Below are 15,522 nucleotides of genomic sequence, written 5' to 3' on the forward strand. Positions count from 1 at the left end.
CGGTGGGGGTGACGCCGATCACGGCGATTCCCTTCCCGGCCACCGCCTCGGCGGCGGTGCGGATCGCGGCGCGGAACGCCTCGCCCTCGCGGATCAGGTGGTCGGACGGCATCACCGCCAGCACGGCGTCCGGGTCGTCGGTGGCGGCGATGGCCGCGGCGAGCGCGACGGCCGCCATCGTGTCCCGCCGCGCCGGCTCGATCACGATGCGTGCCTGGGGCGCCACCGCCTGCACCTGCTCTCGGATGGTGAAGCGCACCGCGTGGGCGCCGATCACCATGGGCGGGGCGAAGCCCTCTCCGGCCGCGCGGCGCAGGGTCATCTGCAACAGCGTCTCCTCGCCGACGATGGGCAGAAGCTGCTTGGCCATGCCCTCGCGCGACACCGGCCACAGCCGGGTTCCGGTCCCGCCGCACAGGACCACCGGGATGATCGTCTTGGTCATCTGCCTCTCACTCCTCGTTTCCGTCCCGGCCGGCGGGCGTCACTTCGCGCATTTCGGCACCTCTGCCAGGTATCCCGGCTCCAGATGCTCCGAATAGAGCACGAGCGCATTGTAGCCCTCGTTCAGGATGTTGTTGTACTCACGCACGATCCGCCCGTCCGGCGTCGCCTCGATGACGCGGCCCTGGATGGTCGAGGTGATCATCCAGTTGCCGTTCGGCAGGTGTTCGTGCTTGCCCATGATGAAGCTGTCGAAGCTGAGGTCCGTGCCGGCGAAGAGATCGCGACTGGTGCCCGTTCTCGGATCGACGGTGATGATCTGTGACCGGGACCTGTCGGTATTGTTGGAGAAGATCGAGATCGTGCCGTCCGCCTGGAAGTCCGGGTCATGCTGGTCGCGCCACGGTCCATGGGCGATCCACTTCACCTCGCCGGTCCGACGGCCGATCACCGCCACGGCCTGGATGTTGCGCAGCGACACGAGAAGATCGCCTGCCTCGAACTCGGGGAAGGCTGCCGCCATCTCGGGCAGAAGCTCCTCAAGGTCGTTGGGGTGGAAGATGTCCTTCTGCTCGCCCGGCTGGCTGTCGCGATTGTAGCGGTAGCCCTCCGGAATCGTCAGTCTTAGCCTGTTTTCCAGATACTTTTCAATTACATCGTCGATGATATTGATGCTTTCCACGATCTCGCCCGTCATCGGGTCGAAGCGGATCATGTCCTGATCCTCGCCGCCGTACCAGTTGTCGGTCGCCCAGGTCCAGTAGCCGTCCACCCCGCGTTCCAGCGAATGGTGATAGATCCGGTCCGTCTTCGACCAGATGGGGTCGCCGCAGGCGTCGAGCCGCGCCATGCCCGGCGCGTCGTCCCAGACCACGAGCACGGAGCCGTCGGGCAGGACCGTGGCGATATGGGCGAACTCGCTCGACACGCCGTCCGGGTTGATCCTGCTATAGTCGATCGGAAACGTGTTCAGGACCGCGCCGCTCTCGTCGAGGAGCTCGAAGACGTAGCCTGCCGTCGGCGGGTCGTAGCGGTTGATCGCCCAGAGCCCCGGCGCCACCGCGGCGGCATCGTGGACGGTGTGGACCTCGTCGGGCACCTCGGGCTTGCGCCGCGCATAGGTATCGGCGGGCAGGAAGTAGCCCGTCGCGCGCCAGGACCGCCATGCCGTCTGCACGTCCGACAGCTTCTCCCAGGGCCACCAGGTCTTGTGCGTCGTCCACATGCCCGCGATGTAGGAGGTCATCGCCGCCAGAAAGATCGCGGCGAGAATCGGAATGCTTCTGGCGCTCATGCGTCATCCCTGAAATCTGCGGCGGGGCCGGCGTCGCTGACCATACCCCCGAACGTCGCCGAGCATAGGCAAGCCCGCGACCGTAGGCGACCCCTTCCGGCATTTCCGGCTGAATTGCGGGGCGTGGGGAAACAGTTCCGTGGCTTGCGCACATTGCATCCTGTTCATCCGAAATCGTGTCCGCAGGCAGCATCTCCCCCTGCGGGCCGGTCCGAGGCGGCACCGCCCCCCGGCGACCGCACCCGGACCGAGCCTAGACGCCAACCGGGGGCGCGATCAATTCCGCAGCGCGGCGGGCCTTGCCCGTCTCGACATCTGCGGCCGTTCTGTCACAATCGCTGCCGCTAAGGAATTGACAAGGCAGGCGAAGATGGCACCGAAATTCGGCACGAGCGGGCTGCGCGGACTGGTCACGGAGCTGACCGACGGGCTCTGCGCCGGCTACACCCGCGCCTTTCTCGCGGCGGTGCCGCACGAGGGCCGGCTCTTCCTGGGGCGCGACCTGCGCGCATCCTCGGCCCGGATCGCCGCCGCCGTCGCCGCCGCCGCGGCAGAGGCGGGAGTCGCTGTGGCGGACTGCGGCGAACTTCCGACGCCCGCACTCGCGCTCGCCGCGATGCGGGCGGGGGCGCCCTCGGTCATGGTCACGGGAAGCCACATTCCAGCCGACCGCAACGGGCTGAAGTTCTACACCGCGCGCGGAGAGATCACCAAGGCCGACGAGGCGGCGATCCTCGCGGCCTATGCCGGCGACCGGGCCGCGCCCCCCGCCCCGGCTGGGCCCGAGCCCTCGGCCCTGCCCGCCTACCGCGCGCGTTACGTCGCGGCCTTCGGGCCTTCGGCTCTCCGCGGCCTGCGCGTCGGCCTCTGGCAGCACTCCTCGGTCGCGCGCGACCTGCTTGCGGGCCTTCTCGGCGATCTTGGCGCCGAGGTCCTGCCGCTCGGCCGGTCCGATGTCTTCGTGCCGGTGGATACCGAGGCGGTGGACGGCGCGACGCGGGCACAGCTCGCCGCCTGGGCGGCCGAATATGGGCTCGACGCGGTCGTCTCCACCGACGGCGATGCCGACCGGCCGCTGGTCGCGGACGAGTCGGGCGCAGTGGTGCCCGGCGACGTGATCGGCACCCTGACGGCACTCGCGCTTGGCGCGGACACCGTGGTCACGCCGGTCTCCTCCAACACGATGATCGAGGGCTCGGGCCGCTTCGCCCGTGTCCTGCGGACGAAGATCGGCTCGCCCTTCGTCATCGCCGGGATGGAGACGGCGATGACCGGACCCGCCACCCGGACGGTGGGATTCGAGGCCAACGGCGGCTTCCTCCTCGGCTTCGCTGCGGCGGGACCCGCCGGGTCTCTGCCGCCGCTGATGACCCGCGACGCGGTGCTTCCGATCGTCGCACCACTGGCCGAGGCCGTGCGCCAGGGGCGCCGCCTCTCGGCCCTCGTCGCCACGCTTCCCTCCCGCCGCACCGCCGCCGACCGGCTGGAACATGTGCCGACCGAGACGTCACAGGCGCTGGTACGCCGCCTCGTCGAAGACCCGCGCGACCGCGCGGCGCTTCTGGGGCGACTCGGCCCCGAGGAGGGGATCGACCTGACCGACGGGCTCCGCATCCGCTTTTCCTCGGGTGCCATCGTCCACCTGCGGCCCTCCGGCAACGCGCCGGAACTGCGCTGCTATGCCGAGGCCGACACCGCCGAGGCGGCGGAGGCCCTCGTCCACGACACGCTCGCCGCCATTCGCGCCCGCCTCGCCTGACCCGGAAGGACGCCATGACCCGCCTCGCCCGAACCCTCGCCGCCATCGACGCCGCCAACGCCGCCGACCCCGACCGGAGCGAGGGCGCGCCGGCCGCGCTCCTCTACGGGGAACGCATGTCGGCCGAGCTCGACCGGCTCTTTCCCCACGCCTCGGAGGAGCTGAAGCTCGCCGCGCGCGGCCAGCACATCGAACGCTGGACCTCGCCGCGCAGTGCCTATCCCGAGGGGCGCGAGGGGTACCTCGCCTGGCGCCGCGACCTCGGCGCCTTCCATGCCCGGCGGGTGGGCGGGATCATGGCCGCCGAGGGCTACGGGCCCGCGAGCGTGGAGCGCGTGGGCCGGATGATCCGCAAGGAGGGCATCAAGCGCGACCCGGAGGTGCAGGCGCTGGAGGACGTGATCTGCTTCACCTTCCTGCGCTGGTACCTCCAGCCCTTCGCGGAGGGCCGGGACGCCGGCGAACTCGAGCGGATCGTCGCCAAGACCGCGCGCAAGATGTCGGCCGAGGCGCGGGCGCGGGCGCTCTCCGAATTCGCGCTCCCCGAACCCTTCGCCGCCGCCTTCCACGCCTGAGTCCGCCGCCGGGGCGTCCTGCGGGCAGGAATCCGCCGAGAACGGTTTCCGGTCGGTAACTTTTCCCCGGGGAACGATCGCGGATTGTTGCCGGGAAGACTCGCAATCCGGCGGAATGCCGCGCTGCGGCTTGGAGCACCCGGATTTCGGGAGCAGAATCACTTGACGGTGACACGGGCCGGTCATATCTGCGCCGCGCCATAGCCACCGGGACGTGTGAGCGTGGCCTGAGGACAGGTTCTTGTTTGCGGGCGCTAGGCCCCGCATGGGAAGGAAGATACGGATGGACATGCCGAAGCAGATGGGCTCGGACAACGCGACCGAACTGCGTCAGCCGCAACAGGGCGAGAGCTTCGATCCGCGCCAGAAGCGCGCGCCGCAGCGCGAGCTTGCCGAAACGCCGGCCGAGCAGATGCGCGCGACGCATTTCAGCGACTGGGCCTCGATCTGAGGCTTTTCGCCCGGCGGGGGTGACGCTAGGCTCCGGGCCCGGAGGCCCGGATGACCGCAACGCCCGTCTCGACCATTCCCAATCTCGGCCCCGCAACCGAGGCCGCCTTTGCCCGCGCCGGCATCGCGAGCGCCGAGGCCCTGCGCGCGATGGGCGCGGACGCGGCCTACCTGCGCTGGCTGAAGGCGGGACTTCCGCCCCATTTCATCGGCTATTACGCGCTCGTCATGGGCCTGCAGGGGCGGCCCTGGAACGATTGCCGGGGCGCGGAGAAGACAGCGCTCCGCGCACGCTTCGACGCGCTGAAGGCCGAGGCGCAGGGGGCGGGGCACCCTTGCGGGCTTCCCGCGGGGATCGAGAAGACCCTGGACGAGATCGGCCTCGTCCCGAGGCGCAGCGCCTGAGCGGCGAAACGCGAACGGCCGCCCCGGCGGGGCGGCCGCGCGATGTCAGGGCCGGACGCCGGTGTCAGCCGACGAGTTCGAGGCCCGAGAAGAAGTAGGCGATCTCGACCGCCGCCGTTTCCGGCGCGTCGGACCCGTGGACCGAGTTCTCGCCGACGGAGAGCGCGAATTCCTTGCGGATCGTGCCCGGGGCCGCGTTCGCCGGGTTGGTGGCACCCATCACCTCGCGGTTCTTCGCGATGGCGCTCTCGCCCTCCAGCACCTGCACGACGACGGGCTCCGAGGCCATGAACTCGCAAAGCTCGCCGTAGAAGGGGCGCTCCTTGTGGACCTCGTAGAACTTGCCCGCCTGGGCGAGGCTCAGGTGGATGCGCTTCTGCGCGATGATGCGCAGGCCCGCTTCCTCGAACTTGGCGTTGATCTTGCCGGTGAGGTTGCGGCGGGTCGCGTCGGGCTTGATGATGGAAAGCGTGCGTTCGATCGCCATGTCGGGTGCCTTTGCTGCGGGCCGGGACGCGCGGGGCCCGGCGGGATTTCGGATCGCGCGCCTGCTAGCACGGGGCGCGGGGATTGAAAAGGTGGCGCGGGCGGAGGGCCCGGGGCGCGCTGCCCCGGACCCCGGAGTATTTGAGCCACAATGAAGTCGGGCCGGTGAGGCCGGCGCTTCCGCCCGGCGCTATGCTCTGCTATCCGCCCCCCATGCTTCGGATCGCCGACATCACCTACGCCGTCGAGGGACGCCCGCTGTTCGAGGGCGCCTCGGCCACCATTCCCGACGGCCACAAGGTCGGCCTCGTCGGCAGGAACGGCGCCGGCAAGACCACGCTCTTCCGGCTGATCCGGGGCGAACTCGCACTCGAATCGGGCGCGATCTCGCTGCCGTCGCGCGCCAGGATCGGCGGCGTCGCGCAGGAGGTGCCGTCCTCCGGCACCAGCCTCATCGACACAGTGCTCGCCGCCGACGAGGAGCGCGCGAGCCTTCTGGCCGAGGCCGAGCGGGCGACCGATGCCCACCGGATCGCCGAGATCCAGCACCGGCTTTCCGACATCGACGCCTGGTCGGCCGAGGGCCGCGCCTCGGCGATCCTGAAGGGCCTCGGCTTCGACGCTGAGGCGCAGAAGCGGCCGTGCTCGGATTTTTCCGGTGGCTGGCGGATGCGGGTCGCGCTGGCGGGCATCCTCTTCGCGCGGCCCGACCTCCTTCTCCTCGACGAGCCGACGAACTACCTCGACCTCGAAGGTTCGCTCTGGCTCGAAAGCTACCTCGCGAAATATCCCCGCACGGTCATCATCATCAGCCATGACCGGGGCCTCCTGAACCGGGCGGTGGGGGCGATCCTGCACCTCGACAACCGCAAGCTGACGCTCTGGGCCGGCGGCTACGACCAGTTCGCGCGCCAGATGGCCGAACGGCGGGCGGTGCAGGCGGCGGAAGCGCGGAAGGTGGAGGCGCGGCGGGCGCATCTGCAGAGCTTCGTCGACCGCTTCCGCTACAAGGCCTCGAAGGCGGTGCAGGCGCAGAGCCGGATCAAGATGCTGGAACGGCTGACCCCGATCACCGCGCCCGAGGATGCCGCAAAGGTGGTCTTCGGCTTTCCCGCCCCCGAGGAACTGTCGCCGCCCATCGTCACCATGGAGGGCGCGGCCGTCGGCTACGGCGGTCCGCCCGTCCTCAGGCGGCTGAGCCTCAGGATCGACCAGGACGACCGGATCGCGCTTCTGGGGCGCAACGGCGAAGGGAAATCGACGCTCGCGAAGCTTCTTGCGGGAAAGCTCCAGGCCGAGGCCGGCACGGTCACGCGCGCCTCGAAGCTCCGCATCGGCTATTTCGCCCAGCACCAGGTGGACGAGTTGCACCTCGACGAGACGCCCCTGCAGCATGTCGGACGCCTCCGGCCCGCCGAGGGCCAGGCGAGGCTCCGCGCGAGGCTCGCCGGCTTCGGGCTCGGCGCCGATCAGGCCGAAACCGTCGTGGCGAAACTCTCGGGCGGGCAGAAGGCGCGGCTCTCGCTGCTCATCGCGACCATAGACGCGCCGCACCTTCTCATCCTCGACGAGCCGACGAACCACCTCGACATCGAGAGCCGCGAGGCGCTGGTGGAGGCGCTGACCGAGTATCCCGGCGCGGTGATCCTGGTGTCCCACGACATGCACCTTCTCGGTCTCGTGGCCGACCGGCTCTGGCTCGTGAAGGGCGGCACGGTCACGCCCTACACGGGCGACCTCGAACAATACCGGCGGGAACTTCTGGCGGGCGAGGAGGCGGAGAAGCCCGCAGAAAGAACGAAGGAGCGGCCCGCCCGCCCTTCGCGCGACGCCCTCCTCGCGCTGCGCGCCGAGGTCAGGAAGTGCGAGGAGAGGCTCGCCAAACTCAACGAGATGCGCGGCAAACTTGACGCGAGGCTGGCCGATCCGGCAGTCTACGCCAAGCCCGACGAAGCCGTCGTCTGGCAGAAGAAGCATGCCGAGGTGGTCGAGGCGCAGGCCCGCGCCGAGGCGCTCTGGCTGGAAGCGGCCGAACGGCTGGAGGCGGCGGAGGGCTAGTGGAGCCGGGATTCTACCTTACCGCCTTCGTCACGCTCTTCGTGATCATCGATCCGATCGCGCTGGCGCCGCTCTTCGTGGCGCTGACGCAGGGCATGGACGCCGCGCAGCGCCGCACCGTCGCGCTCCGCGCCTGTCTGATCGCCGCGGCGCTCATGACGCTCTTCGGGCTCCTCGGCGACCGGCTCCTGGCGACGATCGGCATCTCCATGCCCGCCTTCCGCATCTCCGGCGGCATCCTTCTCTTCGTCACGGCCCTCGACATGCTCTTCGAACGCCGCACCCAGCGGCGCGAGGGGCAGCACGCCGACCCGCACCACGACCCGTCCGTCTTTCCGCTGGCCACACCGCTCATCGCCGGGCCGGGGGCCTTCACGACGATGATCCTTCTCGTCAACAACACGCCCGCCACGGGGCTTGCCCATACGCTGGCGATCCACGCCGTCATGCTCGCGGTCGTCGTGCTCGCCTTCCTGATGTTCCTCGCGGCGCCGGTGATCGAGCGGGCGCTGGGCCGGACGGGGATCATCGTCATCACACGGTTGCTGGGCATGCTCCTCGCCGCGCTCTCGGTCCAGTTCGTCCTTGACGGCATCCGCGGCACCGGCCTCATCTGACGCATGGACGCCAACGACCTGCCGCGCCTCGTCTATCTCGTGCTGCTGCTCGCGGTCGTGGGCGGGTACTTCATCGTCGAAAGCCGCGGGCGGATCGGAAAGCGGGCACAGCAGGCGGCGATCTGGGGGCTGATCTTCCTTGGCGCGGTGGCGATCTCGGGCCTCTGGAACGATGTGCGCCGGGCGGCGCTGCCAACCGAGGCGGTGGTCCGGGGCGACACGCTCGAAGTGCCGGTGGCCGAGGACGGGCACTACTACCTCACCGCCGAGGTGAACGGCGCCAAGGTGCTTTTCGTCGTCGATACAGGCGCTTCCGGGATCGTCCTCACCCAGCGCGACGCAAGTCGCGCGGGGCTCCGGCCGGAGGGGCTGGCCTATGTCGGCACCGCGATGACGGCAAACGGGCGCGTCCCCATCGCCCCCGTGACACTCGACCGCTTCACGCTCGGCGGGGCGGAGGAGACGGACCTCCCGGCGCTCGTCAACGGTGGCGAGCTTGACACCTCTCTCCTCGGCATGAGCTGGCTCGGCCGCCACGAGGTGACCTTCGCCCGCGACCGGCTGATCATCCGGCGCTAGCGATCCCGGCCTGCAGGGCCATCAGCACCGCCACCGCCTCGTCGGCCATCGCCGAGGGCACATAGACGTGGTCGTGGTGATGGCCCGCGACCATGTTGCAGGGGATGCCCGCCCCGGCCAGCGCGCCGGCCACCGCCGCCGTGAGCCCCACGCCGTCGAGCGCGGAGTGCACCGTCAGCGTGATGCAGCGCATCGGCTGGTCGGCCCCAAGCCCCTCCCGCCGCGCGACGGCAACGGGCAGGATCGCCGAAAGCCCCTCCTCTTCGCGGCAGGTGGCCACGGCCAGCGCTGCGAGCCGGCCGGTGCGCGCTTCGTCGAGGGTGGCGAAGACGAAGTCGCCCGGTTGGATCACGGGCGCCATGCCCCCGATCATCTCGTCGGCCGTCCGCGCGACCGTCATCCCGCCGCCCCGCCGCCGCTTTCCGCCTTCTTCTGCCAGCGCCCGCTCTCCTCGCTCCAGTACTGTGCCGGCACCCCGGCGGCGGTGAGCGACTTCCACTGGCCGCGGGCGTGATCGACCGCCGCGGGGTCATTGCCGTCGAAGAGCACGCAGACGCGGGTCAACGCCAGGCCCTCCTCGGGCGAGACCTCCGCCCCGTCCAAGGCCATCAGGCACTGGGCGCCGTTCGGCGCCTCGCGCCCGGCGGTCAGGAGGATCGGTTGCAGCGCGTCGTGCGGCCCGCCGGAAAGCCCGTGCGGCAGGAAGCTCTCCTCGCCCGCGGTCCAGAGCCGCTGGTCGAGCCAGTCGAGCCGCCCCGCATCCGTTCCCCGGACGACCACATGCCAGCCCGACTCGAGGCTCCGCGCCAGGAGCATCGGCAGCGCCGCCTCCAGCGGCGAGCGGGTCAGGTGATAGAACATCGCCTGCCCCATCAGCCCTCCAGCATGTCGCGCACCAGCCGGTCGAGCGTCATCACCCCCCAGCCGGTCGCCCCCTTCGGGGCCAGCGTCGTGTCCTTCGACTGCAGCGTCACGCCGGCGATATCGATGTGGCACCAGGGCGTCTCGTCCTTGACGAAGCGTCTGAGGAACTGCGCCGCGGTGATCGAGCCGCCAGGCCTTCCGCCGGTGTTCTTCATGTCGGCCAGGCGCGACTTGATCAACTCGTCATAGGCCGGCCCCATCGGCATCCGCCAGGCGCCCTCGCTCTCCGCCCCGGCCGCCTTCAGGACCGCGGCGGCGAGCGTGTCGTCGTTGGAAAAGACGCCCGCGTGCTCGTGGCCGAGCGCGATGACGATGGCGCCGGTCAGCGTGGCGAGGTCGATCATGCCCTTCGGGCCGAAGCGGTCCTGCGCGTACCAGAGCACGTCGGCCAGCACCAGCCGTCCCTCGGCGTCGGTGTTGATGATCTCGATGGTGTCGCCCTTCATCGAGGCGACGATGTCGCCCGGCCGCTGCGCGCGGCCGTCCGGCATGTTCTCTACGAGGCCGACGAGGCCGACGACATTCGCCTTCGCCTTGCGCAGGGCCAGCGTCCGCATCAGTCCGGCGACGACTCCGGCACCGCCCATGTCCATCGTCATCTCCTCCATCCCGGCCGCGGGCTTGATAGAGATGCCCCCGGTATCGAAGCAGACGCCCTTGCCGACGAAGGCGAAGGGCGCCTCGCCCTTCTTGCCGCCCGGCCATTCCATCACCACGACCTTCGACGGGCTCTCGGAGCCCTGCCCGACGCCCAGAAGCGCCCGCATCCCGAGTTTTTCGAGGTCGGCCTCCTCCAGCACCTCGACCTTGAGACCGAGCGTCCGCATCTCGACCAGACGCGCCGCGAACTCGCTCGTGGTCAGCACGTTCGCGGGCTCGTTCACGAGGTCGCGGGTGAAGCAGACGCCTTCGGCAACGGCGCCACACGATGCAAAGGCGGCCCGTGCGGCCTCTGGGTCGTCCACCATGATCGTGACCGGACCCTTGGGCTTCGCCTCGCCGGTCAGGTAGCGGCGGAAGTCGTAGGCCCTCAGCGCGAGGCCGAAGGCGATGTCCGCAGGGCGCCGCTGACCCTGCGCCAGCACCATGGCACCGGCCTCGCCCAGCGCGCGGCCGATGGCTGCACCGGCCTTGCGGGCCTCGGTGGCACTCGCCCTTGCGGGCAGCTTCACCAGTTGCAGCGCCTCGGCGGCGAGCCCGGCGGGAAAGGCAAGGTCCATCGCCTCGCCGGGCTTCAGTTTCTCCCAGGCCTTGGCGGCGAGCGCGCGGGCGATCGCCCCCTTCGCCACACGGTCCAGCCGCCTGGCCGCGGCACCCAGCCTTCCGTCGGGCGTCAGGACGAGGACGAGCCGGCCTTCGGCGGCGGCGAGGGCTGCGGGCGCGATCGGGGCGAAATCGGGGGTCACGGGCAGGGTCATGTCATACTCCGGCAGAATTCGGCCCCGACCCTATCCGCGCCCTCCGCCCTTGGCCAGATATGAGTTTTCCCGCCCCGAGCTTTGGTCTAGGGATGGGGCGAGGCAGACCGACGAGGAAGCAGTGTCGAAATTCGACAGATACATGCTGTCGCAGCTGATGATGCTCTTCGGCTTCTTCGCGCTCGTCCTGGTGTCCGTCTACTGGATCAACCGCGCGGTCTCGCTCTTCGACCAGCTCATCTCCGACGGGCAGTCGGCCTGGGTGTTCCTGGAATTCACCGCGCTCACCCTTCCGAACGTGATCCGTCTCGTCCTGCCGGTGGCGGCCTTCGTGGCCTCGGTCTATGTCACCAACCGGCTCGCGTCGGAAAGCGAACTCGTGGTGATGATGGCCACGGGCTTCTCGCCCTTCCGGCTGGCGCGCCCCGTCGTCTACTTCGGCCTCGTGGTCACCCTCATGGTGGCGATCCTCGCCCATGTGCTCGTGCCGGCGAGCAGAACGAAGCTCGCCGAGCGGCGGGGCGAGATCGCCGAGAACGTCGCGTCGCGATTCCTCACCGAAGGGACGTTCCTGCACCCCGCCAGCGGGATCACCTTCTACATCCGCGCGATCAGCCCGCAGGGCGAGCTCGAGGACATCTTCCTGACCGATGCGCGCACGCCCGGCCGGCGGACGACATATACCGCCGAGCGGGCGCTTCTGGTGAAGAGCGACACCGGCCCGAAGCTCGTGATGTTCGAGGGGATGGCGCAGACCCTCGCCACGGCGACGGCGGCGCTGTCGGTCACACGCTTTGCCGACTTCTCCTATGACCTCGGCGCGCTCATCGGCGGCGCGGCCGGCCGCCTTCCATCGGTCGAGGAACTGCCGACGCCCGTTCTCCTTGCGGCCTCGGCGGACAGCGCGGCGGCCTACGGGACGACGGAGGCGGCGATGCTGCTCGAAGGCCATGAACGCATCGCCCGGCCCTTCCTTGCGCTCGTCTCGGCGCTCATCGGCTTTGCGACGCTGCTCACCGGCGGCTTCAGCCGCTTCGGCCTCTGGCGACAGATCGCGCTCTCGGTCGTCCTCCTCGTCTTCGTGCAGTTCCTCGCCAACGGCGCGACGAGCCTCGTCGCCCGCTCCTCCGCCGCCTGGCCCGCGATCTACCTGCCGGTCGTGGCCGGGCTCGCGATCGCGGCGGGCGCTCTCGCGCTCGCGGGCCGGGCGCGGCGGGTGCACCACGGCCTCGTCGCGGCGGTGGCCTCATGACGCTCGCCCTCTATATCGCCCGCCGCTTCGCCAAGACCGTCCTTACGGTTTTCGCGGGCTTCTTCGTCCTTCTCTACCTCATCGACATGATCGAGCAGATCCGCCGCTTCGCCGACGCCGACATCAGCCTCGGCGCGGCAGCGGAGCTTGCGGCGCTGAACACGCCGCAGGCGGTCTACCGCATCCTGCCGATGATCCTGATACTGGCCTCCATCGCGGTCTTCCTCGCGCTCGCGCGATCCTCCGAACTCGTCGTGATCCGCGCCGCGGGCCGTTCGGCGCTCCGGATGCTCGTCGCGCCCCTCGTGACGACGCTCCTCATCGGCGCGCTCGCGGTCGCTCTCCTCAATCCCGTCGTCGCAGGCACCGCCAAGCGCTACGAGACGCTCGCCAACCGCTACAAGCTCGGCGAGGGCAACGTTCTCTCGGTCTCGCGCGAGGGGCTCTGGCTCCGCCAGGGCGGGCCGGAGGGGCAGACGGTGATCCACGCGGCCCGGTCGAACACCGACGGGACGGTGCTTTACGACGCGAGCTTCCTCGCCTTCGCCGAGGCGAGCGGTCCGGTCGCGCGCATCGACGCGGCCGAGGCGCGGCTGACCGAAGGAGCATGGTCCCTGACCGACGCAAAGGAATGGCGTTTCGAGGCCGGCGCGAACCCCGAGCGCGAGGCACGCCGCCACGCCACGCTCGACCTGCCCTCGGACCTCACCCCGGACCAGATCCGCGACAGCTTCGGCACGCCCTCCACCATCGCGATATGGGACCTGCCGGCATTCATCGACGGGCTCGAACGGGCGGGCTTCTCGGCGCGCAAGCACAATGTCTGGTTCCAGATGGAACTCGCGCTGCCGCTCCTTCTCATGGCCATGGTGCTCGTCGGCGCAGGGTTCACCATGCGCCATGCCCGATCCGGGCATACCGGAACCATGGTGCTTCTCGCCATCGTCTCGGGCTTTGCGATATTCCTCCTGCGGAATTTCGCCCAGGTTCTCGGCGAGAACGGCCAGATCCCGGTCACCCTCGCCGCCTGGAGCCCGCCGCTCGCGGCCGTTCTCCTCTCGCTCACGCTTCTGCTGCATCTAGAGGACGGCTGATGCGGCGGCTGTTGCTCGCGCTCTTCCTCTGGCTCGCCACCCTGCCCGTCCCCCTGCCCGGACGGGCAGAGGAGGCGGCGACCCTCATTGCCGACAGGGTCTTCCTGACCGCGGACGATCTGCTGACCGCCGAGGGCGCGGTCGAGGTCTTCTACAAGGGTGCACGGCTCACCGCCCGGCGGATCGTCTATGACGGCGCGACCGAGAAGCTCGCCATCGAGGGGCCGATCACGCTGACCGACGGGGCGGGCACGGTGATCCTCGCCGATCAGGCAGAGCTCTCGCGCGACCTGACCGAGGGCGTGCTCAGAAGCGCGCGTATGGTGCTCGACGAACAGCTCCAGATCGCCGCGGACGAAATCGCCCGGTCGAGCGGCCGCTTCACCCGCGCCTCCCGGGTCGTCGCCTCCTCCTGCCAGGTCTGCCCCTCGAACCCGACGCCGCTCTGGGAGATCCGCGCCCGCCGCGTCGTCCACGACCAGACCGAACGCCAGCTCTATTTCGACCACGCCCAGTTCCGCGTCGCCGGGGTCCCGGTCTTCTACGTGCCGCGCCTGAGGATGCCCGACCCGACGCTCAAGCGGTCCACGGGTTTCCTGATGCCGCGCTTCCGCACCACCACGGCGCTCGGGCCGGGGCTGAAGCTGCCCTACTTCATCGCCATCGGCGACAGCCGCGACCTGACGCTTACCCCCTATTTCTCGGCGAGCCGCACCCGGACGCTGGAGTTCCGTTACAGGGAAGCCCTCCGCACCGGGTCCATCGAGGTGAACGGCGCGCTGACCCGCGACGACCTCCGGCCCGGCGACACCCGCGGCTACCTCTTCGCCTCGGGCGAATTCGCCCTGCCGCGCGACTTCCGCCTCGGCGTCACGCTCCAGGAGGTCAGCGACGACGCCTATCTCCTCGATTACGGGCTGGAGGAGAAGGACCTCCTGGAAAGCGGCGTCAGCGTCACCCGCACCCGGCGCAACGAGCATGTCGAGGCGAGCCTCTTTCGCTACTGGTCGATCCGCTCGGGCGACGACAACGCGGTTCTGCCGACGCTCGTCGGCGATCTCAGCGTGATCCGGCGCTTCACGCCGCGCCTCATCGGCGGCGAGGCCCAGTTCGAGTTCGACCTGCACAGTCACCGCCGCTCTTCCGACGTCTCGACCGATGCGAACGGCGACGGCATCGTCGACGGCCGCGACGTGGCGCGGGCGAGCGCGGTCGTCGACTGGCGGCGGAGCTGGATCCTGCAGAACGGCATGGTCCTCGCCGGCGCGGCCCAGGTCACCGCCGACCTCTATTCCATCGGCCAGGACCCGGCCTATCCCGGCACGGTGACGCGCCTCCTTCCCGCCGCCGCGGTGGAGCTGCGCTGGCCCTGGGTCCGATCGGCTGGCCCGCGCGGGGCGAGCCAGGTGATCGAGCCGGTCGCGCAATTCGTCTGGGCGCCAGACAGCGCCGATGCGGTGCCGAACGAGGACAGCCAGATCGTAAATTTCGACGAAGGCAACCTCTTCGACTTCAGCCGTTTTCCGGGCGCCGATGGGCGCGAACTCGGCTCCCGGCTGAACCTAGGCCTGACCTGGACGCGCCACGACCCCCTCGGCTGGACGCTCGGCGTCACCGCCGGCCGGGTCTTCCGCACCGAGGATCTCGGCCAGTTCTCCACCGCCTCGGGGCTCGACGGGACCAGTTCGGACTGGCTTGTCGCCGCGCATCTCGCCACGCCCGACGGGCTTCGCGTGATGAACCGCATGACCTTCGACGACGGTCTCGACGTAAGCCGCGAGGAGCTGCTCCTCGGCTATGACGGCGGCCGATACGACCTCACGGCGGGCTATCTCTGGCTCGTCGCCGACCCGGCCGAGAACCGCCTGAAGCCGACGTCCGAGCTTGTCTTCGACGCCGGCTGGGACATGGGGGCGAACTGGCGCGGCTCCTTCACAGGGCGCTACGACTTCGAGGCCGCGCGGGCCACGCGCGCTGCCCTCGGCGTGGCCTGGCGGACAGACTGCGCCACCGTCGATCTTTCCCTCTCGCGTCGCTTCACGTCCTCGACTAGTGTAAAGGCCGACACCGACATCAACCTGTCGGTCATCCTGCACGGGGTCGGCGCGGGGACTGACGGTCGGCGCTACAGGCGAAGCTGCGGCCCCTGATCGGCGGACCGCAGCGG

Annotated in this window: 16 protein-coding genes; 10 read left to right on the forward strand and 6 right to left on the reverse strand. The window is 69.9% G+C overall.

Annotation, left to right across the window (positions count from 1 at the left end; translation table 11 throughout):
• Positions 1 to 445, reverse strand: a 445-nt coding sequence (locus ACMUOO_RS13110) for a sugar phosphate nucleotidyltransferase (protein WP_413855472.1), incomplete at its 3' end; no start/stop codon positions are given.
• Positions 446 to 484: 39 nt separating this feature from the next.
• Positions 485 to 1,738, reverse strand: coding sequence for an arylsulfotransferase family protein (locus ACMUOO_RS13115; protein WP_301920007.1), 1,254 nt, complete (start codon positions 1,736 to 1,738; stop codon positions 485 to 487).
• Between the two features lie 370 nt (positions 1,739 to 2,108).
• On the opposite strand from ACMUOO_RS13115, the gene ACMUOO_RS13120 reads away from it, so the two are divergent.
• The 4 genes from ACMUOO_RS13120 (at position 2,109) to ACMUOO_RS13135 (ending at position 4,927) form a co-directional block, all read left to right on the forward strand.
• Complete coding sequence (locus ACMUOO_RS13120) at positions 2,109 to 3,497, forward strand: phosphomannomutase (RefSeq protein ID WP_301920006.1); 1,389 nt, start codon at positions 2,109 to 2,111, stop codon at positions 3,495 to 3,497.
• A gap of 14 nt (positions 3,498 to 3,511) precedes the next feature.
• Positions 3,512 to 4,072, forward strand: a complete 561-nt coding sequence (locus ACMUOO_RS13125; RefSeq protein ID WP_301920005.1) for a DUF4202 domain-containing protein — start codon at positions 3,512 to 3,514, stop codon at positions 4,070 to 4,072.
• A 283-nt stretch (positions 4,073 to 4,355) separates the two neighbouring features.
• Positions 4,356 to 4,523: a hypothetical protein gene (locus tag ACMUOO_RS13130; protein WP_301920004.1), complete on the forward strand. Its 168-nt coding sequence runs from the start codon at positions 4,356 to 4,358 to the stop codon at positions 4,521 to 4,523.
• 50 nt (positions 4,524 to 4,573) lie between these two features.
• On the forward strand, positions 4,574 to 4,927 hold the full coding sequence (locus ACMUOO_RS13135; protein WP_301920003.1) for a TfoX/Sxy family DNA transformation protein: 354 nt from the start codon (positions 4,574 to 4,576) through the stop codon (positions 4,925 to 4,927).
• A 64-nt stretch (positions 4,928 to 4,991) separates the two neighbouring features.
• On the opposite strand, the gene ndk is transcribed toward ACMUOO_RS13135, so the two are convergent.
• Positions 4,992 to 5,414 (reverse strand): nucleoside-diphosphate kinase, encoded by a 423-nt coding sequence (gene ndk, locus ACMUOO_RS13140; protein ID WP_301920002.1) that lies wholly within the window; start codon positions 5,412 to 5,414, stop codon positions 4,992 to 4,994.
• 212 nt (positions 5,415 to 5,626) lie between these two features.
• Between ndk and ACMUOO_RS13145 the strand changes: the two genes are divergently transcribed.
• From ACMUOO_RS13145 to ACMUOO_RS13155, 3 genes are read left to right on the forward strand one after another with little or no spacing between them, the layout of a single operon-like run.
• On the forward strand, positions 5,627 to 7,471 hold the full coding sequence (locus ACMUOO_RS13145) for an ABC-F family ATP-binding cassette domain-containing protein (protein WP_301920001.1): 1,845 nt from the start codon (positions 5,627 to 5,629) through the stop codon (positions 7,469 to 7,471).
• Complete coding sequence (locus ACMUOO_RS13150) at positions 7,471 to 8,088, forward strand: MarC family protein (protein ID WP_301920000.1); 618 nt, start codon at positions 7,471 to 7,473, stop codon at positions 8,086 to 8,088. Before ACMUOO_RS13145 ends, ACMUOO_RS13150 begins: the two co-directional genes overlap by 1 nt.
• Positions 8,089 to 8,091: 3 nt before the next feature.
• The gene (locus ACMUOO_RS13155; protein WP_301919999.1) at positions 8,092 to 8,667 is read left to right on the forward strand and encodes a TIGR02281 family clan AA aspartic protease; all 576 of its coding nucleotides are present in this window, start codon (positions 8,092 to 8,094) and stop codon (positions 8,665 to 8,667) included.
• Here the strand turns inward: ACMUOO_RS13155 and ACMUOO_RS13160 are convergent.
• Genes ACMUOO_RS13160 through ACMUOO_RS13170 form a run of 3 tightly spaced genes read right to left on the reverse strand, consistent with a single transcriptional unit; the run spans position 8,654 to position 11,009 of the window.
• Positions 8,654 to 9,067 (reverse strand): ACT domain-containing protein, encoded by a 414-nt coding sequence (locus ACMUOO_RS13160; protein WP_301919998.1) that lies wholly within the window; start codon positions 9,065 to 9,067, stop codon positions 8,654 to 8,656. The genes ACMUOO_RS13155 and ACMUOO_RS13160 overlap by 14 nt on opposite strands.
• Entirely contained in the window at positions 9,064 to 9,540 is a 477-nt protein-coding gene (locus tag ACMUOO_RS13165) for a DNA polymerase III subunit chi (protein ID WP_301919997.1), read from the reverse strand. Before ACMUOO_RS13165 ends, ACMUOO_RS13160 begins: the two co-directional genes overlap by 4 nt.
• Positions 9,540 to 11,009 carry a leucyl aminopeptidase gene (locus ACMUOO_RS13170; protein ID WP_301919996.1) on the reverse strand — a complete coding sequence of 490 codons (1,470 nt, stop codon included), beginning with the start codon at positions 11,007 to 11,009 and terminating at the stop codon, positions 9,540 to 9,542. The genes ACMUOO_RS13165 and ACMUOO_RS13170 overlap by 1 nt, the downstream gene beginning before the upstream one ends.
• 121 nt (positions 11,010 to 11,130) lie before the next feature.
• Here ACMUOO_RS13170 and lptF point away from each other — a divergent pair, with 121 nt between their 5' ends.
• From lptF to ACMUOO_RS13185, 3 genes are read left to right on the forward strand one after another with little or no spacing between them, the layout of a single operon-like run.
• Positions 11,131 to 12,261, forward strand: a complete 1,131-nt coding sequence (lptF, locus tag ACMUOO_RS13175; protein WP_301919995.1) for an LPS export ABC transporter permease LptF — start codon at positions 11,131 to 11,133, stop codon at positions 12,259 to 12,261.
• Complete coding sequence (gene lptG, locus ACMUOO_RS13180) at positions 12,258 to 13,355, forward strand: LPS export ABC transporter permease LptG (protein ID WP_301919994.1); 1,098 nt, start codon at positions 12,258 to 12,260, stop codon at positions 13,353 to 13,355. The genes lptF and lptG overlap by 4 nt, the downstream gene beginning before the upstream one ends.
• Positions 13,355 to 15,505 carry an LPS-assembly protein LptD gene (locus ACMUOO_RS13185; RefSeq protein WP_301919993.1) on the forward strand — a complete coding sequence of 717 codons (2,151 nt, stop codon included), beginning with the start codon at positions 13,355 to 13,357 and terminating at the stop codon, positions 15,503 to 15,505. Before lptG ends, ACMUOO_RS13185 begins: the two co-directional genes overlap by 1 nt.
• Positions 15,506 to 15,522: the final 17 nt, after the last annotated feature.

Origin of the sequence: Albidovulum sp., assembly GCF_041919395.1 — a bacterium.
In the GTDB taxonomy this organism is placed as follows: Bacteria; Pseudomonadota; Alphaproteobacteria; order Rhodobacterales; family Rhodobacteraceae; genus Albidovulum.